Source organism: Pontibacter beigongshangensis (assembly GCF_014332515.1).
GTDB classification, from domain to species: Bacteria; Bacteroidota; Bacteroidia; order Cytophagales; family Hymenobacteraceae; genus Pontibacter; species Pontibacter beigongshangensis.
The window spans coordinates 1-21646 of the sequence record NZ_VFSD01000035.1; the positions used below are offsets into that span (position 1 = coordinate 1).

A 21646-nucleotide genomic window follows, 5' to 3' on the forward strand; every position below is an offset into this window, starting at 1 on the left:
ATGTTTTCAAAACATCAAGGAAGGGAATCGAGAATTAAACAGACTAAACATTTTATTCAAGAGAATACCTCAGCAAGCTTACTAAATAACAAAAAATGGTACTCAATTCTTGAAAAAATTCAGGAAGAAGGACAAAGCATTAAGATAAAAACGCTTTTATCAGATTTTAGCTTTTCATGCGACTTTATCAGAGAAATAGAATTAACCTCTGCTCTGTTCGATGATACAGGAAATTTTATTGAATACTTTGAAATCGAATACATTAGTCTAAAAAGAACTGAAGAAATGATAAGTTTTTTGAATAAGTTAAATATAAATTATTCAGATGATCCTGATCACATTACGATTTTAGGTTATCTAAAAAAACAGGTTATAACCACACCTAAAAATCACTAAAGCGTTTTTTAGCCAAGTCCGTTAACAAAAAACATTTTAATTAAGATGTGGACACCAGTGCATATAAACCGAATCTTAAAGGACATGGAGTATTGTAATAATATTCTTTTTCTTCGGCCAGACTGCCTGAAGTTTTGGGAGTATATAAAAATTCAGCCTGAAAAATGGGCCGAAAAGACAATGGGAGAAGAAGGTGGCGGATTTTGGGTTGTTGGAATAATAGGGAAGTCAGCTATATATTATAATGATATTGAAGAAGGTTACAATTTCTCCTCCTTTGCTACCTATGGCGAAATAGACCATTACCATCCAAATTAAATGGAGCTATTTGAAATGGTAGAATGTTTGTATGAAGAAATTGTGAAACAGAATAAATAACTGTCAAAAATCGTATTTTGCCAAAATCATGGGAGGACCAGACTCGATGAAAGATACATCTAGCTGTCATAACCTCAATGTCATCCAAACCCTTCTCCACCCCTAACACCAACATATGAAAAAGGCCTTCCTGACCAGCATCTGCCTCCTGGTAATGATGTGTTGTTTTGCACAGCAAAGCAAGAATTACCGTTCGCTTGATGCCAGCAACCCGATTACTTTTGGCGGTGACCATATCGTGTACCAGGGGAAGAAGATACAACTTGGTCCGCAGGCGTTCTTTATTGATGGACAACTTTCGGATGCCGAAGTAGCCAAGCATAAATATGTGTTTAATTCAGTGAACAAGGCCGCGGGACATCTGACCGATGGCACCGAAGCCTCGCCGATGGTGCTGTACCTGGCCCCTTATGTGTATTGGATCGACAACCCCGACGATCCGGCTGTTCGGGTTTCTGAAAATAGCGGGCCACCGTATGGGCTTATCATCAAATGCGAATGGCTGCGGTTTCAGGGCTTGTCGGAGAAGGCTGAAAATGTGGTGCTGGCCTGCAACCGGGGCCAGACGATCGGGGCAGTAGGTAATTTTACGATGTTCAAATTTATAGGGCAGGGCACAAGCTCCGAGAACATCACTTTCGGCAATTACTGCAATGTAGACCTGGTGTACCCTCTAAAACCCGGCCTGAACCGCGAGAAACGGGCATCGGCTATTGTGCAGGCGCAACTGATTCATTGCAATGGCGATAAAATTGTGGCGCGCAACACACGCTTTATCAGCAGGCTCAACCTCAACCCGTTTGTGGGCGGCAAGCGCGTGCTGTTCGACCGTTGCCATTTCGAATCGACCGACGATGCCTTGTGCGGCACAGGTGTTTACCTGAACTCTACCTTAGATATTTACAGCTCCAAACCCTTCTACCACACCACCGGCACCGGGGCCGTGTTCTTTAACTGCGATATCCGCTCTTTCAGCCACGACAAGCAATATTTTACCAAAGCCAACGGGCAGGTAGCAGTCGTAGATACCCGATTTACCACGGAGCCAAATACTTATTTAGGTTGGAGAGATGTACCACCCGCCGAAACAAAAAACTACCAGTACCAGGTCGTGCAGAATGGCAAGCCCGCCTTTATCGGGAAAAACGACCCGGCTTCTACGGTGGATATGGCCGGTAAATCTGTGCTCGATGCTTACCGTCTGGAGCACAAGGGCAAGTTGATTTACAATACCTACAATCTTTTGGCCGGAAACGACGATTGGGACCCGATGGGGGTGAAGCCTCTGGTGCTGGCTGCCGAAAAAGAGCAGGCGAAGAAATACACCAACCTTCCGGTGCAGTTGCTGGTTTCTCCTACGAATGTTGCCATCGAAACAGGGAAGAACAGTGCGACATTGAGCGCCAAAATCATGCGGTTCGGCAACTACGAGCAGAGCGGCGAAAAGCTAAGCTGGTCTGTTGCCCCTGAACAAACATCGTTGGTAGAATTGAAGGTAAGCGCTGATGGAAAAACCTGTGAGGTAATCCCCACGAATACGAATGATGACACCAGGCGGGTGATCATAACGGCAACTACAGCTTCAGGGCTGGAGGCAGCAAGTATTCTGCTGGTAGCTCCGGCTAAGTTGGAAGCCCCGACATTCAGTTCGCTCCCTAAAATTTCGAAGAGCAAAAACGGAGAACTTACCCTTGCCTATAAACTCGACATGCGGTTTGAGGATCAGTCGCTGGTGAGTTGGTACCGTTGCACCGATGCCAAAGGGAGCAATCCCATCGAGGTGGCGGTATCGCGGAAGGAGACGCCCTTGCTCGCTTACACGCTGTCGGCAGGGGATATTGGCTACCATATCATGGCCTCGGTGGCTCCCAAGCATATCCGGAGCGATGCAGGCGAAGCAGCAACATTTGTCACGCCGAAACCCATAGCGGCAAAGGATGTGAAAGCCGATCCGAAGGTGTTGTTTACCGATTTCCGGAATGCATCTACCAGAAACCAGCCAAAGGTTGTCCCCGGCTTCTGGACGCTGGACCATTTCGATGCTGCAGACGAGGCGCCTGCCGCGCCAGCCGGCAAAAACGGCGATGCCTGGCACTATGGCACCGGTCTGGATGGCGCCGCGAATATGGAAGGCCTGCTGCAGGGCCGGAGCGCCAGCATGCGTTACACCCCGGTTGGCAAGGCATTCGGCGACATGAAACTAACCCTGACAGTGGCCCCCTACAAAACCGCAGGCCAGGGATTTAGCGTGGCCCACCTGTACATGGATGTGCTCATTAAGTTCGATACCCAAACCATGACCGGTTACGCCCTCCGCCTTATCCGGACAACGAAGCACCACGATGCGGTAGACTGTGTTTTTGTGAAATACGAAAATGGCCAGGTAACAGAAATAAGTGAGCCGGTTACCACCACCGCTTACAGAACACCCTGTACGATTACCGTAGAAGTGCAAGGAGATAAGCTGCTGGCCCGGGCAGCCTCGCCAACCCAGACGCACGAAACACCAAACAAGCCCGGCGTAGTAGCAGCAGTTGCCATGCAAACCAATATCAGCCCAAACAACTTCGGTGGCTTCGGCATAGAATACAACGGAGGTTCCCCCACCATGATCCAGGACATGAAAGTGGAGTGGAAATAAAAATTAGTGCTCCCTTAAAACAGCAGAAGCCGGACGCAATGCCCGGCTTCTGCTGTTTAATACCTAAATGCATGTCAGTAAATTTTGTCTTAGAAGGAGCAATTATTCTAATGAAAAAGGCCTTTCAGAGGCCTCCAACACTTCTGCTCTGCCCTTTACTTCCGACAGAAATTACAGGCAGGTGCTTAGTTATTTATCTTGATATCCACATCCTTGGTTTTAAGGGAGCCGCCTTCACGGTTTATTTCCAGGGATGTTCCCTTTTCTTTCTCAACAGTAACTTTGGTGGCCGGGGCTTTGGCTTCTACCTGTACCTCTCTAACCGTCTCTTTCTCTACTACAACTTCTTTTTCTACTACCTCTGCCTGTTCCGGCTGGTTGTTGCAACCAGCAGTGATGAACAGGGCAAGCGCACTTACCATGTAAATAAATCTCATACAATTTTAACCTTAAAAATGGGTGGGGGACAAACAAAAATAGATAAAGCTTAAAATCCGGGAACGGATTTGGTGGGATAGTACTTTCTTGCCTGCTACAAGGTAACCATTCAGCACGGTACTAACTAACGATATTCGTATTATAAAAAACGAGCGTTGTTTTTGACGCCTCTGCCCGTGCGTACTGCGTCTGCTCTTTTCTGTAACTCCTGATTTTCAGTTTATTCCTGCCGCAAAGCACCTCTTCTTTGTCGTTTTTTGCCTCTGTTTTCTTGGCTGCTTCCAGTATACTTGCATCAGTAACCATTACATATTAACTACTATGGAAAAGGAGCAAAACAAAGCACAGAAAATCGCGCCGCACCTGTGGTTCGATAACCAGGCAGAGGAGGCCGTCAATTTTTATGTCTCTGTTTTTAAAAACTCGGAGATTCTGGAGCTGACACGCTATGGCGAGGCTGGGCCCGGACCAAAATGCAGCGTAATGGGAATTTCGTTTCTGCTCGATGGGCAGAAGTTTATGGCCCTGAACGGCGGCCCTCATTTTAAGTTCACACCCGCCATCTCCTTCTATGTAAACTGCGAGTCGCAGCAGGAGGTAGATGAGCTATGGGAAAAGCTTACGGAGGGTGGAGCCGAAAGCCAGTGCGGCTGGCTTACCGACAAGTATGGCCTGTCGTGGCAGATCATACCGGCTGTTTTAGGCGAATTGCTGCACAGCCAGGATGCCGAAAAATCGGCAAGGGCCATGCAGGCCATGCTGCAGATGCGTAAAATAGACATCGCAGTCTTGCAACAAGCCTATAACGGGCAACCTACCTCTAACCCTGCATCAGTAATCACATAGCACGCAGCAGCACTAAGCAAGTCATAAGGCTCCAGAAGGGCTTTTCTATTCAAATAATCTGCCGTTAATCTGCCTAAACCTCACAGAGTCTTCCTGTGTAGGGCAGTAGCAATAGGCTTTGGAAGGGCAATTTCATCTAAATAATCCGTAAGGCTGCAGCCTGCGCAAAAGCAAAGCGGCTATACCTGTTCTCTCAGGCATAGCCACTTTTTGATGTTCAGAGAAGCCGAACCAGGCTCAAAACTCGTGCAGGCGCTGCGGAATGTTCCAGCGGAAGGCAACAGACGTAAAGGCGGTGTTCCGATCGAGGGAGTTACCATTAGAGTCGGTATTTCGCAGGATCTGCTTCAGGTCCACGAATACGTTGTGGCGCAGCTGGAAAGAGGCTGTCAGGTCGAGGTGGAGCTGGTTGGTTCTGATGCCTTGCGCTATGCTGTGGCCGTAAGCACCAGGGCGCTGGGTGTACGAAAGGTTTACATTGTTGCCCCAGTTTATGGTGTCGGTGCCAATTACCTGGTCCTGGCCGTAGCGCGTGGCAATGGCTTTGGCCGTCAGGTTCAGGCGGGGGAGGGGCTGGTACCGGATAATGCCGATCAGCTCATACAGGTTGGCTCCAATCGGGTGAGCCAGCGGCTGGTTGTAGTGCTGGTAGTTCGTAAACTTGTCCATGTGCTGGTAAGTGTACGGGCGGATAAGGTTCCCCTCGCCCTGCAGGTCCAGGTTTGGCAGGCCAAAGGCATCGATGTACTTAAACCCTAGTTGGGCCGCCTGCTTGTTGGCCCACCAGCCATTGCCAGACCGCACTTCCTGCAGCAGAAACTCGTCCAGCATCAGCTGCCCGTACAGCTGCAAGCGGTTAAAGAGGTTCCATCGGAAGTCAGCGCCTAGCAGGGCATTGTCTTCGCTGCCGAGCATCTGCTCCACACTTCTATAAAAAATGATCGGGTTCAGGTACTGCAGCTCAAAGCGGCCGGCTCCCCTGGCAAAGATAATCGACTCAAATACGCCAATGTTCAGGTTATCCGTCACGTTTACGCCCAGTCGGTGGTAGGCCATGTACTTTTTAGGGAAGAGCCTGTCGGCCCCGCCACGTCTGAATTCGGAGGTCAGCTCCTGGAACAGGTTCATGTAGTGCAGTTTCCAGACCCGGGTGTTCAGTTTCAGGAAGAAGGCAGGCGGCGCATAATCGGAGTAAACCAGCGAGCGGTAGCCATCGCCGATAAAGTGGCGGTCGTGGCCCAACTGTATCTCCACATGTTTGGAGAGGGCATAGTTCAGGTAGCCGCGCGCGGTAATAAAATCGTAGCCATCTTCCTTAAATCGTTTCCAGAACCCTTCATGCGGCACCACGTTGTCGCGCCTGATTCTGTCCATTACGAAAGCCGGGTAGCGGGCCTGGTTCTCCCCGATAAATGTGTAGAAGCCGAACTTTCCGTCTATGCTGCCTTCTATCTGCGCGCCACGCGTGTTGATGTAGCGTAGGCCGTCGCTCTGGTTGTCGTTGCCGAAGTCGAAGTGTATCACCGGGTTCACACGCAGCGTAAACACGTCGCTTTCGTAGTGGTAGAGGTCGGTTTTGTTGCGATAGAAATATGTGAGGATCGGTTTTTCGCTCTCGTTATCGTCTTCGGTGGTGTAGTTCCAGTTATCGTTGAGCAGGTAAGCCGTATTAAAGTCATCGGCGGCCGTTATGGCATTTCGGGCACTCACCTCTGCCAGCGCCGCCACATCGCGCCTGCCATAGGGCCGTACGTTGGTCTGAAGTTGCGGCACCTCCTGGCCATACTTTATCTGGTAACGGTCCACGAGGTGGTACGTGTCGCGGTTAAAGGGCATGTACACATCCTGCGCCAGTGCCAGGGTGGAGGAGAACAGGCAGCCTGTTAGCAGACAAAGAATAAATCTCATATAAGTAGAATGGCTTGGGAATAGTGCTGTATAAGTGCCCGAATTTACTCTTTTCGCAGGATATTGTTCCGTAAAACAACCTGAATCTCTACATTAGCAGGATAATCAAGCCATTGCTGCCCTTTATGTTGCGTTACCTGCCTTACCACCAGATCGATTTTAATGCCTGGGATGCCTGTGTAGAAGCTTCCGGGCAATCCATGGTGTATGCCCATTCCTGGTATCTGAGCACCGTATGCAAGCGCTGGGATGCGGTGGTGGAAGAACTGGATGGTGTTTATGTGTCGGTATTCCCGCTGCCGCTGGGCCGCCGGATGGGGCAACTGGGCGTGCTGCAACCTTTTTTTACGCAGCAGCTCGGCCTGTTTACCACCAGCCGGAGCACCTGCCGGGAGCTGCCGCCTTACCTGCAGCTCATCCCCGAGAAATACAAACTGGTGTACCTGCAGCTCAACACGGCCAACTCCAGCCTGGGCCCTGGTAATATAGGTTTGTTTGAGATGCAGGAGCGGGTAACCTACCACCTCGACCTGCGGCCCGGCTACGAGCACATCTATAAAAACTACCTGCCCAAGCATCGGCCCAAAACAAAAAAAGCCCCGGGGCTAGGGCTGCAGGTAAAGCCGCTGCCTGAAATCGAGCCTTTGATCGAACTTTTTAAAAGTACCAAAGGCAAAGAGCTGCACGACGTTAAAAAGAAGCACTACCTCCTGCTGGCCAACCTGTACAAGGAGTTGCAGCACCGGCAGCGGGCGGAGTTGCTGCAGGTTGCTGATGCGGCCGGTACGCTCTATGCCGCGGCCCTGCTGGTGCATCAGCCCGATAAGATCATCCTGCTTTTTTCGTCTTCCTCCGCAGAGGGCAGGCGCGCCTATGCCATGCAGTACCTGCTCGACAGCTGTATGCGCAAATATGCCGGCACCAACCGCACCTTCGATTTTGAGGGAAGCATGATTCCGTCGGTAGCAAAATTTTATGCAAACTTTGGTGGCAGCCCTGTGCCTTACGTATCTTTAGCCAAACAACATTTACCCTGGTACCTTGCATGGAAACACAGAACCTCCACATCCTGACAAACCAACCCTCGCTTGCCAACCATTTTGTAGCCGAGCTCCGCGATATTCGTGTGCAGCAGGACAGCCTGCGCTTCCGGCGGAACCTGGAGCGGTTGGGAGAACTGCTGGCGTACGAGATCTCCAAAACACTGCCCTATACGCCTACTGCCGTGACTACACCACTCGGCCAGCGTGAAACAGAGCTGTTGCTGGAGCAGCCCGTGCTGGCTACTATTCTGCGGGCAGGCTTACCGATGTACCAGGGCATGCTCAACTATTTCGATCAGGCGTTCAGCACATTTGTGGGTGCCTACAGGGCGGAGGAAGAAGGGCAGGAACTGGAAGTGAACATGGAGTATATGGCTTCCTCTAACCTGAACAACCGGGTCCTGATCCTGGCCGACCCGATGCTCGCTACCGGTAAATCGCTGGTGAAATCATATAGGGGAATGTTGCGCCACGGGCAGCCCCGGCACGTATACATAGCTGCTGTTATTGCCTCGCCTGAGGGCGTTGCCTATGTGCAGCAGGAAATTCCGGGCGTGCAGATCTGGCTCGGAGACCTGGATGAGCGGCTGAACGAGCACTTCTACATTGTGCCGGGCTTAGGCGATGCCGGCGACCTGGCCTTCGGCCCTAAAATTTAATCGGCCTCTTGCTGTGCCATACGCATCGGCTTTACGTAATGCCATCAATAATGGCAGCGCTACGGGAAACAGGCCGCAGGACTATTGAAACCTTGCGTTGAAAATGAGAAAACCAAACCCTTTATTCCTCGATTTTTGTCGCAGGCCATAAGGCGCTGCAAAATTAAACAGGCAATTTGACGATGATTAGATTTGGGACTGAATGACCGGCGCAGGCTTTACCCTCAGAGCTTTTACCTCCTGATTAATCAGACAAAAAGGTCTACCGTTTAACATCTGCCATTTAATATGAGCAGTAGCAGCAGCAGACAAAGGCTCAGGAGGCCCTTTTTTATTTAAATAATTTGATTCTCTGCCTCAGTAGCTACTCCCGGCCAGAGGTGAACCTAAGGGAAGTGACAGGTGGGGGCGAATTTCTGTAATAATATTAGCAGATTAATTTTCCGGGTTTGCGTATATTCTTAGTCTGTGAGCAGCAGTATTTTATAAGTGCAAAATGTAGGAGTAGATCGTGTTAGAGGAAATACTGAAATACCTGTCGGTGTACTTGCTGAGCACTGTTAAATTTTTTGGAGGCCCTTTGGCAGGTATCACCCTCGGCCTTTCGTACCTCGAAACAGTATTGCTGACCATTGCCGGCATGATGACCAGCGTAGTGGTTTTTTCTTTTTTAGGCAGGCAGGCAGCCAGTTGGCTGGTGCGGCGGCGGATAAAGAGGAATAAGCCGTTATTCAGCAGAAAAAGCAGGATCATTGTAAAAGTATATAGGAACTTCGGAGTCAGCGGCATTGCCTTCCTGACTCCTTTGCTGCTCTCGCCTGTGGTAGGAACAGTGGCGGCAGCCCTGCTGGGTATTTCCAGAAAGCGTATATTCCTGCATATGCTGTGGAGCGCCGTGCTGTGGAGTTTTATTCTGACGTTTATGACCTTTAAATTTCAGGAACTGATGACCAGGCTCTTCTGAAAACGCTTACAGGCCCTTCGGAAGAAGTTTACTTTTTTGATTCAAAGCAGTCGGGCCCGGTACAGGGTGGTACCGGGCCCGACTGGGTTATTAGCGTTTTTTGCTTCCTTTCTTCTTGGTCTTCTGCCAGAAAGAGGCTTTCGGGTCGCTTTTGCCTCTGGTGGGCCTGCCTCTGGGTATGGGTTTTTTCTCGTGGAAGGCGCCCTTAAAGTCGGGGTTTTCGCGACGCTTGATGTTGTCGATCTCGCGGTCCATCTCCTGTTTTTCTTCAAAAGGCGTTTCGTGCACCTTTACCTCGTCCGGCATAGGCTGCTGCGGAATCTGCATGCGGATGATCTTCTCGATCTTCTGCACATGGTACATCTCCACCTCATTGGCAAAAGTAATGGCGGCCCCCACATTTTCGGCACGGCCGGTGCGGCCAATGCGGTGCACGTAATCTTCGTACACAAAGGGCACATCGAAATTGATCACGTGGCTCACCAGCGTTACGTCTATGCCCCGGGCTGCCACATCCGTTGCCACCAGAAACCGGACTTCGCCACTTTTAAAAGCCTCCATCGAATTGATGCGTGTGTTCTGGCCTTTGTTACCATGTATGGCGCGCACCTCGCCGTACTCTTTCCGCTCCAGGAACTTGGCCACGTTCTCGGCGTTTTTCTTGCTCCGGGTAAAAATGATGACGCGGTTAAAATTCTCCTTGTCCTGCAGCAGGTGCTCGAGCATGGCTATTTTGGTGCGCAGGTTCGGCACCTGGTACAGCACCTGGCTCACGGTTTCTACAGGCGTGGCCTGTGGGGTAACCTCCACCCGCATCGGGAACTCCAGGAACTCCTCCGAGAGCAGCACCACCTTGTCGTGCATGGTGGCCGAAAACAGCAGGTTCTGGCGCTTGCGCGGCAGCACTTCCAGCAGCTGCCGGATCTGCGGCATAAAGCCCATGTCCATCATCTTGTCGGCCTCGTCGAGCACGAGGGTTTTTATCTCCTTCAGTATCAGCTCGCCCCGCAGGTACAGCTCCAGCAGGCGCTTGGGGGTAGCCACTATTATATCGAGGCCCTTGTTTATGTTTTCGATCTGCGTTTTGGGGCCCAGGCCACCGTAAATGGCGGTGTAGCGGATGTCGGTATACTTTGCCAGCAGGCCAATGTTCTCCTCTATCTGCATGGCCAGCTCACGGGTGGGGGCCAGAATGAGCGCGCGCGGGAGCTGGCCCTGCGCATATTTCACCTTCATGAGGATAGGCAGCAGATAGGCGGCGGTTTTGCCGGTGCCGGTCTGGGCAATGCCCATAATATCGTGGCCTGCCGTGATCAGCGGAATGGACTGCAGCTGAATAGGCGAGGGTTTTTCGTAGCCAGCTTCCTCAATGGCGTTCAGCAGCTGCTTGTTCAGCTTAAAATCCTCGAATGTGGTTATCTCTTGTTCTGCTTCCTCTTCTGCCATGGCAATACGATCTTTCATTAAGTTACTGCACAAAGGTACGTGATTTTTGCCGAAGCTGGTGATGTGGGTGGTTTTGCATATATTGAAGGGGAGTTGTGGAGGTACTTATATGGAGGTATCCTGAGAATTATTTGAATAAACTTTTAACCCAGTACGCCGAAGATGAAATGGAACATAAACCGGCCCGAACTTATTTGTTGGACTTTTGCTCCGTTGTTGCCTCTGCTGGGGCTTTTTACATGCACCCACTCCACAGACATACACTTACACGACACCTATTTTATGGTTAACAACCTGGATATGGGGATTTTCTCTGGTGCTTTGTTGGGTCTGCTGGGGCTTGGCTACTGGGTTATGTTTAAGTTAAATAGGAGGCTCTCAGTAATTCTGTCTGGCGTGCATCTTGCCTCAACGGTAGGAGGAATTTTGTTTATAATGTTTTTAACAACGCTAGTAGCAGAAAAAAAAGTTGACCTTCAACCAACTGGCGATCACTTATTTTTAGCTTTTCTGATCATCATAACGGGCCAATTCTTTTATGTTGCCAATCTGCTTGTTGGGAGCTTAAGAAGATAAGAAAATGACCATCCGCTGTCTAGCTCTTCATGAATCTGGGGTAACGCCGTTCCGGGCCAAATAGTAGCACCTTCTCGAATTGCTAAAAGCAGTTTGTCATTTTTTAATCGTGCTGCCCATCGCCAGCAGGAAATCAGGAGCTATTAGCTTTCATTTTAATTCCTGCGGAAGATTCTAAGCAGCAGAGATTGTTGCACAACAACCTTTTAACAATTTTGCCATTCTACCCAGCAGCAACTACCAACCATCAACCAGATTATTCTAATCAAAATCCCCCTCCGGAGCAATTTTAGCAGGGATTTGCTTTGGCTCGGCCTCCTCCTCATTGCCCAGTATGTACCCGTACGGCTGCAGCTTCTCTATATTGTCGAACACCACTTTCAGAATACCCAGGTAAGGCACAAACAAAATCATGCCGGCTACGCCCCAGATCATGCTGCCCAGCAGGAGCACCATCAGCGTAGCCATAGCGCTTAATTTTATTTTGGAGCCGGTAATGTTCGGGGTTAAAATATAGCTCTCTATCTGCTGCACCACCAGAAAGAAAATGGCCACACCAACCGGGTACCACAGCGATTCTTTGGTGAGCAGGGCGAAAATAACCGGAATCAGGCTGCCGGCAAGGGAGCCGATGTAAGGAATAATGTTGAGCAGACCGGCCAACAGTCCGAAAAACAGTGCGTGTTCAATGCCTATTACCAACAGGCCAAGAGTATTGACAGTAGCCAGAATAACCACCACCAGGAACACCCCGGAAATATAGGAGCTGGCAACTCCTGTAATTTTATTTACGATGCTCTGCGCGTAGCTGCCCTCCCGGTCTCTGACCAGTTTCAGAATAAAATTGCGCAGCCGCCGGCGATAGATCAGGAACAGCAGTGTGTAGGTAATCACCACCACAAAATTCAGCAGAAACGAACTCGTGGAAAGCAGAATAGACCGGATGTAGCTGCCGGCCATTTGTGTAGCGCCCTCAAGCTGGTTCTGCACATATTCGTTCTGCTTCTCGCGCGAAAGGTTAAACTTGTCGGAGGCAAAGGTGCGGGCCTGGTCTAGCTTGGCGGTGAGCATTTTGCCGAGCTCGGGCAAATCGTTGGCAAGGGCAAAAATCTGGGTTATCAGCACCGAGATCAAACCAAGCAGGATTATAACTACGGCAAACACGCAAATCAGGGCGGCGGCGGCACGAGATAACTTCCACTTCTCCAGCCGCTGGCAAATGGGCACCAGCAGCATGGCAAACAAACCGCCAATGGCAACCGGTATCAGGAAAGAGCGGCCCAGGTAAAGTAGCCCGAAGAAAAGCAAAAAGCCGAGCAGGACCTGGTTAAATCGTTGTAAGGAGGAACGCTGTTCCATATAAAGCACCGGTTAGTTTAATGCTGTTTACTCTATAGGTGTTGCGTCAGTTACACCTACCTTGGAGCCACATAGCCTGGTTTACCTCATCTCCGGCACAATTCTGCTGCGGTTGCTGTGGATTAAGCCCGGCGTCGCTTATCTTTGCGCCATGAAAGCAATCCTGATAAAGAACGCGCAACTCGTAAACGAAGGCACTATTACTACTGCCGATGTGCTGGTAAAAGACGGGCGCATTGCGCAGGTGGGGCAAAATATCTCCGCCCCGGCCGATGAGACCATTGATGCTACCGGTCTTCACCTGCTGCCAGGCGTGATCGACGACCAGGTACATTTCCGGGAGCCGGGGCTTACGCACAAAGCCACCATCGCCTCCGAGGCGCGGGCTGCTGTGGCGGGCGGGGTCACCTCTTTTATGGAAATGCCCAACACGGTACCCAATGCCGTGACGCAGGAACTGCTGCAGGATAAGTTTGATATTGCCGCCAACACCTCGCTGGCCAACTACTCCTTTTTTATGGGAGCCACCAACGACAACCTGGCCGAGGTGATGCTAACGAACCCAAACACCGTTTGCGGCATAAAAATATTTATGGGCTCCTCTACCGGCAACATGCTTGTAGACAATGCCGAAACACTGGAGCAGATTTTCAAAAAAGCGCTGCTGCCGATAGCCGTGCATTGCGAAGATGAGCAGACCATTCGCGATAACATGGCCATTTATGAAGAGCGCTATGGCGAAGATATTCCGGTAAAGTGCCACCCTGAAATCAGGAACGAAGCTGCCTGCTTTAAATCATCTTTCATGGCCGTAAAACTGGCAGAGAAGCACAATACGCGTCTGCACATCCTGCACATCTCTACTGAGGAGGAACTGGCCTTGTTCCGAAACGACATTCCGCTGCAGGAGAAAAAAATAACGGCTGAAGTATGTGTGCACCACCTGTGGTTCGACAAAGAAGACTACGACACCCTGGGGAGCCAGATAAAATGCAACCCGGCCATAAAAGAAGCCCGGCACAAAAAAGCGCTGCTCCAGGGCCTCCTCAACGACAAGCTTGACATTATCGCCACTGACCACGCCCCCCACACCTGGGACGAAAAACAGGGCAAGTACAAAAAAGCGCCATCGGGTGTGCCGCTCGTGCAGCATTCGCTGCAACTTATGCTGGAGTTTGTGAAAGAAGGCGAAATCTCGTTGGAGAAAGTGGTGGAGAAAATGTGCCATGCGCCCGCCACGCTGTTCAACATCAGGCAGCGCGGCTACATACGAGAAGGCTATTGGGCCGATTTAGTGTTAGTTGATCTGAATAAGCCTTACTCCGTGAGCAAAGAAAACATTCAGTACCAGTGCGGCTGGTCGCCTTTAGAAGGGAAAGAGCTTTCGGCCACCATCACCCACACGCTGGTTTCGGGGCACCTGGCTTATGCCAAGGGTACCTTCGACGAGAGCAAAAAGGGGGAACGTATGCTGTTCGATCGGTAAAAAAATCGTAAAAAATATCCGGCAGGTATTGCATTTAAAGCGAAGCTGCGTATATTTGCACACTCAATACGAGATACGGTGGTTGTAGCTCAGTTGGTTAGAGCACCAGATTGTGATTCTGGGGGTCGTGGGTTCGAGCCCCATCTTCCACCCCAAGCCCTTGAAGCTGAAACTTCAAGGGCTTTTTTTATTTTTGCCTTTATGTGGTGGTGCAGCAGCAAGGCTTCAGGAAGGCTGTTTTCATTAGAATAATTTAGTTTGAAGCTATAGTTGCAGTGTTAGGATGTTTCCGGCTACACTTTTAACTTTAAACTCTTAACTCTTAACTAAAAATAAATGAGCTTATTAGTAGTTGGGTCCATGGCCTTCGACGCCCTGGAAACGCCATTCGGAAAAACAGACAAGATCATTGGAGGTGCAGCCACATACGCGGCGTTGTCGGCTTCCTATTTTGTAAACCCTGTCAATGTGGTGTCAGTGGTAGGGGGCGACTTCGATCAGGAGCACATCCAGCTGATGCACCAGCGCGGCGTAAACACCGATGGCGTGCAGGTAAAGGAAAATGAGAAGTCGTTCTTCTGGTCTGGCCGCTACTTCAACGACATGAACAGCCGCGAGACACTTGTAACAGAGCTGAACGTGCTGGCCAACTTCGATCCGGTGGTGCCGGCAAGCTACCAGGGCTGCGAGTACCTGATGCTGGGCAATCTGGCCCCGCAGGTGCAGCGCACGGTAATAGAGCGGCTGGAGCAGCGCCCCAAGCTCATCATCATGGACACCATGAACTTCTGGATGGACATCGCCCTGGACGAGCTTAAGCAAACCATTGCCCTGGTCGATGTGCTTTCCATTAACGATGAGGAGGCGCGGCAGTTGAGCGGTGAGTACTCGCTGGTGAAGGCCGCCAAGAAGATTGTAGCCATGGGGCCCAAGTTCCTCATCATAAAAAAAGGGGAGCACGGCGCTTTGTTATTCCACGAGGAAAAAGTGTTTTTCGCACCGGCCCTCCCGCTGGAAGAAGTATTCGACCCAACCGGCGCAGGCGACACCTTCGCCGGTGGTTTTGCCGGTTACCTGGCCAGCACCGACGATATCAGCTTCGAGAGCATGAAGCGCGCCGTGATCCACGGCTCAGCCCTGGCTTCTTTCTGCGTAGAGAAATTCGGAACAGAGCGCATCATCAACCTGAGCCAGCAAGAGATACAGCAGCGCGTGCAGCAGTTTGTAAATCTGGTGGCTTTTGACACGGTGCTGCATTAGTGCTTCGCCAAGTTAAAAATTAGAAATTCAAAATTAGAATTGTCATGACCCCGTAACTTCAGCCCTCGCGGCTGATCATGACCCCAGGCCCTTCCAGGAGCAAAAAGCTTCCGGAAGGGCTTTTTCATTAGAATAATTTGATTTAAAGGGCATCCTGTAAATCCTGTGAATCTTGATTCAGACGAAAAAGTTCTGCGCCTTTGATTCACGTCATGTGCCTATTTTCTGCGGAGCCTTTGTAACCATCTCCCTTTCGGAAGTGTAAAAGAAAGGACACTATTGAAAGGAAAGACCATGAGCGAGGATAAAAGTAAAGACAAGAACAAGGAAAGACTGCAGAAACAATCTGAAAAGCAGGTAACCGGCCAGACGGAGAACAAGCGCCAGCAGGAAGGCTTTACAGACCAGGTAGCCATAGACCCGGCTCAGAAGATTCAGCAGACGGACGACTCTAAAGTGCAGAACCCTGACCGGAACCTGGCCCAGGGTGGAAACAACATGCCTTACAAGAAGAAATAAAGTTCATAATTATGAGCCATAGAAAGAGGTCGTCCGGAACAGGGCAGCCTCTTTTTTTTTGTTTTCAACACTCTGGCCGGCTGCTTTTTCCACATGGCCAAACGTGGATAACTCTCTGGAAAACTACTGGATAAAAAGCCCTCCCATCTCAGCTTCAGATTGATTATATTTGTAGTAATGGAAAATTTTGTAGTATCAGCGCGTAAATACCGTCCGGCCACGTTCGACAGCGTGGTGGGGCAGCACCATATCACCAACACCCTCAAGAATGCCATCAGCAGCAACCATTTGGCGCAGGCGTTTCTTTTCTGTGGGCCAAGAGGGGTGGGCAAAACCACCTGCGCCCGTATTTTAGCGAAGACCATCAACTGCCAGAACATCACGCCCGAAGCCGAGGCCTGCAACGAGTGCGAGTCCTGCCGCAGCTTCAACAATAACAGCTCGTTTAACATCCACGAACTCGATGCGGCCTCCAACAACTCGGTGGAGGACATCCGGAACCTGGTGGAGCAGGTGCGCTATGCGCCACAGTCGGGCAAGTACAAAATCTATATCATAGATGAGGTGCACATGCTCTCGAACCAGGCCTTCAACGCTTTTCTGAAGACGCTGGAGGAACCGCCTGCCTATGCCATTTTTATTCTGGCTACCACCGAGCGCCACAAAATTATTCCTACCATTCTGTCGCGTTGCCAGATCTTCGATTTCAACCGTATCCGGATTGAGGACATGGTGCGGCACCTGGGCAATATTGCCAGCAAAGAGAATATACAGGCGGAGCCCGATGCGCTGCACCTGATCTCACAGAAAGCAGACGGCGCGCTGCGCGATGCCCTGTCTATTTTCGACCAGATGGTGACCTTCTCGGGCAGCAACATTACCTACCGCGCCACTGTCGATAACCTGCACATTCTCGACTACGATTACTACATGCGCCTCACCGATTACCTGCTCACGCAGAACCTGTCGGGCTCGCTGCTGCTGTTCGATGAGATTCTGAAAAACGGGTTCGATGCGCATAACTTTCTGATCGGCATTGGCGAGCACTTCCGTAGCCTGCTGGTATGTAAAGACCCGGCCACGGTACAACTGCTAGAAGTATCGGATAATGTAAAAGCCAAATACGCCGATCAGTCAGCACGCGCCTCGGTGTCGTTTCTGCTGTCGGGCCTGAACCTGGTCAGCACATGCGACATGCACTACAAGAGCAGCAAAAACCAGCGCCTGCACGTAGAGCTATGCCTTATGAAAATGGCACACCTGAATGCAGCGCTCAGCTTTGCCCAGGACATAACCGAAAACGGCGCAGCCCCAAAAAAAGCTAATGTAGCGGCTCCGGCACCGGCCTCTACTACACCAACAGGTGCCGCCCCGGTGCCTTCTGCACAGCTACAACAACAGGTAACAGGCACTGTTGCATCCACAGCTATGCAGCAGCCTTCCCAGCCGCAGCCAGCTCCGGCTACTGTGCCGTCTGCCGGCTTGCAACAACCGCCGCCGCCGCAGCACATAACGCCCGATGTGCACCTTGTTGCCGCGTCGCAGGCTTCTGCAGCGCCTCCTGCACCAGCCGTGCAGCGCCCATCGGTGCCGGTGCCGCCGCAAAAGAAGCTGAGCAAAATTCCGAGCCTGAAAGACCTGCAGCAGCAAACGCAGAACCCTGTTGCTGCCGTGGCTACCGCCGAAGAAGAGGAAGAAGTGTATAGCGGTGCGATTGCGCCCGTAGATCCTGCCAAACTCCGATCGGTGTGGGCCGATATTCTGCGCCGTAAAAAGTCGGAGAACATGATGGAGTTTACGCTCCTGAACCGCCCCTACCACGTCAGCGACCAGAACGAGGTGCTGCTGCAGGTAGAAAACCCGGTGCTGATAGACCAGTTTGCCAGCGTGCGCCCCGCCCTGCTGCAGGAGCTGAAGGAGCGCCTGCAGAACCGGAGTATCAGGTTGCGAGCCGAGGTGATGGAAATGCAGGACGAAGGCCGGAAACTATACACCTCGCAGGACAAATTTAACTACCTGGCCGAGAAATTCCCGATACTCGTCGATATGAAACAACGATTCGGCTTAGATACCGACTTTTAATTCCGGGAAAGATTATATTTGTTATTAGCTACGCTTTGTTGTAAAAGGAATTTTGAATAAGTGGAGGAGTGATTGAGAGAATGTTTGTGGTTACCATCCTGTAAATTCAGAATTAGTAATGAAGGGGATTCTACTAATCCGATCATGCTGTAAATTCCTGAGGTAGGAGCCCATAGCTGTCCGATGAAGGGTAGCATGTTTCTTTCCTGCCAAAGATGCCTGCTCTGCCTGCCCTTGCTGGATGTTTTCACCAGCAAGCACACTTCATGCTGGGTGTAAGCAAATGGAGCCACTGAATTCTTCCAGCCTACAGGAGGCCGGTAATAGCGTTAATTCAATCGCAGGAGACCTGTTGGTGAAAAACAGCCAACAGGGGCGGACGAAGCGGGTTGTATGATCGGTATTAGCCTTAGCCTGACGGCTTTGGGGTAGGAGCCCTCTATAAAGATTCTGACAAACAGCAGCAGCACCAGGAGCAGCAGAGCCTCCGGAAGGCCGTTTTCATTAGAATAATTCCTATTTAGTATAAACCTCGCAGGAGCTGCACACACTGCGAGGCCTTTTCTGTTAATTGTCTTAAGTCTAACATCTAGCATCTAACTTCTTCACTCATGAGAAAAGGAATATCGTTGTTTTTGGTTGCGTTGGCGGTCACGTTTACGCAGTGTAAGAACGAAGCCTATCAGGCGCAGTCCACCACTGCAGATACGGCTACTGCCACCACGGCCGCACCGGCTCAGAAAGAATACAAGTATGAAACGGTTCCGAATGATCCGCTCAACGCCCGCATCTACACCCTGGATAATGGCCTGAAAGTGTATTTGACTGATTACGAAGACGCGCCACGCATTCAGACTTACATTGCTGTGCGGGCGGGCAGCAAAAACGACCCGGCCAATGCCACTGGTCTGGCGCACTACCTGGAGCACATGGTGTTTAAAGGCACTTCCAAACTAGGCACGCAGAACTGGGAGAGGGAAAAAGCGGAGCTGGGCAAGATAGAGGCACTTTACGAGCAGCACCGCAACACTACCGACCCGGCAACCCGCAAAAAGATCTACCACCAGATTGACAGCATCTCGGGTGTGGCCGCCACCTTTGCCGTTGCCAACGAGTACGATAAAATCTTGGGTGCTATCGGAGCCAAAGGTACCAACGCCTATACCTCGGTAGAGCAGACGGTATATACCAACGATATTCCGACTAACCAACTGGAGCGCTGGGTGGCGCTGGAGGCCGACCGATTTGGTGAGCTGGTGCCCCGCCTGTTCCACACGGAACTGGAGGCAGTGTACGAAGAGAAAAACCGATCGCTCGACAACGATGGCTGGAAAATGTACGAAGCACTGTTTGCCGGCCTGTTCCAGGAGCACCAGTACGGTACCCAGACCACCATTGGCACTATCGAGCACCTGAAGAACCCCTCCATCACAGAAATTAAAAAGTATTTCGACCAATACTACGTGCCCAACAACATGGCGCTCGCGCTAAGCGGCGACATCGATTTCGATGAGACAATCCGGATTATTGATACGCATTTCGGTAAGTTGAAGCAAAAGCCAGTGCCAACCTTTGCCGTGGCGCAGGAAAAACCGATTGCGCAGCCCATCGTGAAGGAGGTGAAAGGACCAAGTGCCGAGTCTATTGCCATCGGGTACCGTTTCCCGGGCATGAGCTCCCGCGATGCGCTGGTGTTGAGCATGATCAGCAACATTCTTTACAACGGCCAGGCCGGCCTGATAGACCTGAACCTGAACCAGCAACAGAAAGTGCTGCAGGCTTACGGCTACGACAACCAGATGAGAGATTACTCTGTTTTCAGGCTAGGCGGTTCGCCACGGCAGGGGCAGAGCCTCGATGAGGTAAAAAAGCTGCTGTTGGCGCAGGTAGACCTGGTAAAGCAGGGCAAGTTCGAAGACTGGCTAATTCCGGCTGTGGTGAACGATTACAAAATCACGCTGATGCAGGAGTACGAAAACAACAACAGCCGCGCCGATGCCTTTGTAACCGCCTTCGTGAACGGCATCGACTGGAAAACCTACGTGAACCGCCCCGAGGAGTTTGCCAAGATCACAAAGCAGGAGGTAGTGGAGGTGGCTAACAAATACCTCAACGACAACTACGTGCTCGTGTACAAGCGCACCGATAAAAATGCTGAAGTAGCCAAGGTAGAAAAACCGACCATTACGCCTGTGCCCGTTAACCGCGATGCACAATCGGCCTACTACAAAGCGTTTATGGCAGAAGAGGCCCCAGCACTCACACCCGTGTTTGTGGATTACAAAGCCGACATCAAGGAGGCGAAGCTGAAAAACGATATCCCGCTGCTGTACACGCAGAACAAGGAAAACGGCCTGTTCCAACTGTACTACATCCTGGACATGGGCACCAACAACGATCCGAAGCTGGGCATGGCCGTAAATTACCTGCGCTACCTTGGCAACGACAAGTACAGTGCCGAGGAGCTGAAGAAGGAGTTCTACAAGCTTGGAACATCTTTTAACGTGTCTACTTCCGGCGATCAGGTATATGTAACGTTATCTGGCCTGGATGAGAACTTTGAAGAAGCACTGGCGCTGTTCGAAAACACCTTGCAAAACCCCAAGCCAAACCAGGAGGCCCTGAAAGATATGGTAGATGGCATGCTTAAATCCCGTGCCGATGCCAAGCTGAACAAAAGCGTAATCCTTAACCAGGCGCTGGTGAACTTTGCCAAATATGGCCCCAAAAATCCTTTCACCACCAACCTCTCCGAAAAGCAGCTGAAGGCCGTGAAACCGCAGGAACTGGTGAATATTATCAAGAGCATCCCGACTTACGAGCACCGTGTGCTGTACTATGGTCCACGTGAAACACCTGCAATTGTGGCGGCTCTGAACACCGGACACCAGGTGCCTGCGAAGCTGACGCCTGTTCCGGCCGAAAAGATATTCCCGGAGTTGGAGATTAAACAGCCGGCGGTGTACTGGGTAGATTATAACATGGTGCAGGCCGAGCTGCTCTTCCTGACCAAGTCGCTACCCTATGATAAAGCCATGGTGCCAACGGCGCGGCTTTATAATGAGTATTTTGGTGGTGGCATGTCGTCTATCGTGTTTCAGGAGCTGCGCGAGTCGAAGGCATTGGCCTACTCGGCTTACTCGGCCTACAGCACGGCTACGAAGAAAGACCGCTCTAACTACAACCTGTCGTACATCGGCACACAGGCCGACAAGTTACCGGAAGCGATGGCTGGCATGCAGGAGTTGCTGAACGAAATGCCACTTGCCGATGAGAACTTTGCCAATGCCAAAGCCTCGCTGCGCAACAGCATCTCTTCGGAGCGCATCACCAAAGCCTCCATCCTGTTCGACTACGAGCGGGCCAAGCGCCTCGGCCTCGACTACGACATTCGCCGCGATGTGTACGAGAGCGCCAACAGCCTCACTTTTTCGCAGCTGCAGGAGTTTCAGCAGAAGTTCATCAAAGGCCAGCCACAAGCCATTCTGGTAATCGGCTCCAAAGATCGCCTGAACTTTAAAGAGCTGGCGAAATACGGGAAAGTAAAGCAGTTGAAGCTGGAGGAGATTTTTGGGTATTAAGGCTCTGGAAGGGCAAAATCATTAGAATAATTTGGGAGTAGCAAAGGCAGCCAGTTTTGGCTGC

The 21646-nt window shown here is 50.9% G+C and carries 17 protein-coding genes and 1 tRNA gene; 14 read left to right on the forward strand and 4 right to left on the reverse strand.

Annotated elements, in window-relative coordinates; genetic code table 11:
• The 3 genes from FJM74_RS21120 to FJM74_RS21130 all read left to right on the forward strand — a co-directional run.
• Positions 1–396, forward strand: a 396-nt coding sequence (locus FJM74_RS21120; protein ID WP_187264637.1) for a DUF6678 family protein, incomplete at its 5' end; no start/stop codon positions are given.
• Between the two features lie 84 nt (positions 397–480).
• On the forward strand, positions 481–714 hold the full coding sequence (locus tag FJM74_RS21125; RefSeq protein WP_187264638.1) for a hypothetical protein: 234 nt from the start codon (positions 481–483) through the stop codon (positions 712–714).
• A 175-nt stretch (positions 715–889) separates the two neighbouring features.
• Positions 890–3415, forward strand: a complete 2526-nt coding sequence (locus FJM74_RS21130) for a PemB family protein (protein WP_187264639.1) — start codon at positions 890–892, stop codon at positions 3413–3415.
• Positions 3416–3600: 185 nt separating this feature from the next.
• Here FJM74_RS21130 and FJM74_RS21135 read toward each other — a convergent pair whose 3' ends face one another.
• Positions 3601–3852: a hypothetical protein gene (locus FJM74_RS21135; RefSeq protein WP_187264640.1), complete on the reverse strand. Its 252-nt coding sequence runs from the start codon at positions 3850–3852 to the stop codon at positions 3601–3603.
• Positions 3853–4174: 322 nt separating this feature from the next.
• Here FJM74_RS21135 and FJM74_RS21140 point away from each other — a divergent pair, with 322 nt between their 5' ends.
• The gene (locus FJM74_RS21140) at positions 4175–4699 is read left to right on the forward strand and encodes a VOC family protein (RefSeq protein ID WP_187264641.1); all 525 of its coding nucleotides are present in this window, start codon (positions 4175–4177) and stop codon (positions 4697–4699) included.
• A 237-nt stretch (positions 4700–4936) separates the two neighbouring features.
• Here the strand turns inward: FJM74_RS21140 and FJM74_RS21145 are convergent, their stop codons facing one another.
• Complete coding sequence (locus FJM74_RS21145) at positions 4937–6607, reverse strand: hypothetical protein (protein ID WP_187264642.1); 1671 nt, start codon at positions 6605–6607, stop codon at positions 4937–4939.
• A 125-nt stretch (positions 6608–6732) separates the two neighbouring features.
• On the opposite strand from FJM74_RS21145, the gene FJM74_RS21150 reads away from it, so the two are divergent.
• The 3 genes from FJM74_RS21150 to FJM74_RS21160 all read left to right on the forward strand — a co-directional run bounded on the left by FJM74_RS21150 (position 6733) and on the right by FJM74_RS21160 (position 9273).
• Complete coding sequence (locus tag FJM74_RS21150; protein ID WP_187264643.1) at positions 6733–7680, forward strand: GNAT family N-acetyltransferase; 948 nt, start codon at positions 6733–6735, stop codon at positions 7678–7680.
• Complete coding sequence (gene upp / locus FJM74_RS21155) at positions 7653–8309, forward strand: uracil phosphoribosyltransferase (RefSeq protein ID WP_187264644.1); 657 nt, start codon at positions 7653–7655, stop codon at positions 8307–8309. Before FJM74_RS21150 ends, upp begins: the two co-directional genes overlap by 28 nt.
• 511 nt (positions 8310–8820) lie before the next feature.
• On the forward strand, positions 8821–9273 hold the full coding sequence (locus FJM74_RS21160; protein WP_317175593.1) for a small multi-drug export protein: 453 nt from the start codon (positions 8821–8823) through the stop codon (positions 9271–9273).
• Between the two features lie 90 nt (positions 9274–9363).
• Here FJM74_RS21160 and FJM74_RS21165 read toward each other — a convergent pair whose 3' ends face one another.
• Entirely contained in the window at positions 9364–10737 is a 1374-nt protein-coding gene (locus FJM74_RS21165) for a DEAD/DEAH box helicase (protein ID WP_241739282.1), read from the reverse strand.
• 144 nt (positions 10738–10881) lie between these two features.
• Between FJM74_RS21165 and FJM74_RS21170 the strand changes: the two genes are divergently transcribed.
• Positions 10882–11295 carry a hypothetical protein gene (locus tag FJM74_RS21170; RefSeq protein ID WP_187264645.1) on the forward strand — a complete coding sequence of 138 codons (414 nt, stop codon included), beginning with the start codon at positions 10882–10884 and terminating at the stop codon, positions 11293–11295.
• Between the two features lie 261 nt (positions 11296–11556).
• On the opposite strand, the gene FJM74_RS21175 is transcribed toward FJM74_RS21170, so the two are convergent.
• Positions 11557–12654, reverse strand: a complete 1098-nt coding sequence (locus FJM74_RS21175) for an AI-2E family transporter (protein WP_187264646.1) — start codon at positions 12652–12654, stop codon at positions 11557–11559.
• 151 nt (positions 12655–12805) lie between these two features.
• Here FJM74_RS21175 and FJM74_RS21180 point away from each other — a divergent pair, with 151 nt between their 5' ends.
• The 6 genes from FJM74_RS21180 to FJM74_RS21205 all read left to right on the forward strand — a co-directional run bounded on the left by FJM74_RS21180 (position 12806) and on the right by FJM74_RS21205 (position 21582).
• On the forward strand, positions 12806–14140 hold the full coding sequence (locus FJM74_RS21180) for a dihydroorotase (RefSeq protein ID WP_187264647.1): 1335 nt from the start codon (positions 12806–12808) through the stop codon (positions 14138–14140).
• 78 nt (positions 14141–14218) lie between these two features.
• A tRNA-His gene (locus tag FJM74_RS21185) sits at positions 14219–14295 on the forward strand.
• Between the two features lie 181 nt (positions 14296–14476).
• Positions 14477–15400 (forward strand): PfkB family carbohydrate kinase, encoded by a 924-nt coding sequence (locus FJM74_RS21190; protein ID WP_187264648.1) that lies wholly within the window; start codon positions 14477–14479, stop codon positions 15398–15400.
• A 294-nt stretch (positions 15401–15694) separates the two neighbouring features.
• Positions 15695–15919 (forward strand): hypothetical protein, encoded by a 225-nt coding sequence (locus tag FJM74_RS21195; RefSeq protein ID WP_187264649.1) that lies wholly within the window; start codon positions 15695–15697, stop codon positions 15917–15919.
• Between the two features lie 177 nt (positions 15920–16096).
• Entirely contained in the window at positions 16097–18001 is a 1905-nt protein-coding gene (locus FJM74_RS21200) for a DNA polymerase III subunit gamma/tau (RefSeq protein ID WP_187264650.1), read from the forward strand.
• A 611-nt stretch (positions 18002–18612) separates the two neighbouring features.
• Positions 18613–21582: a M16 family metallopeptidase gene (locus FJM74_RS21205; RefSeq protein ID WP_187264651.1), complete on the forward strand. Its 2970-nt coding sequence runs from the start codon at positions 18613–18615 to the stop codon at positions 21580–21582.
• The last annotated feature ends 64 nt before the right edge of the window (positions 21583–21646 follow it).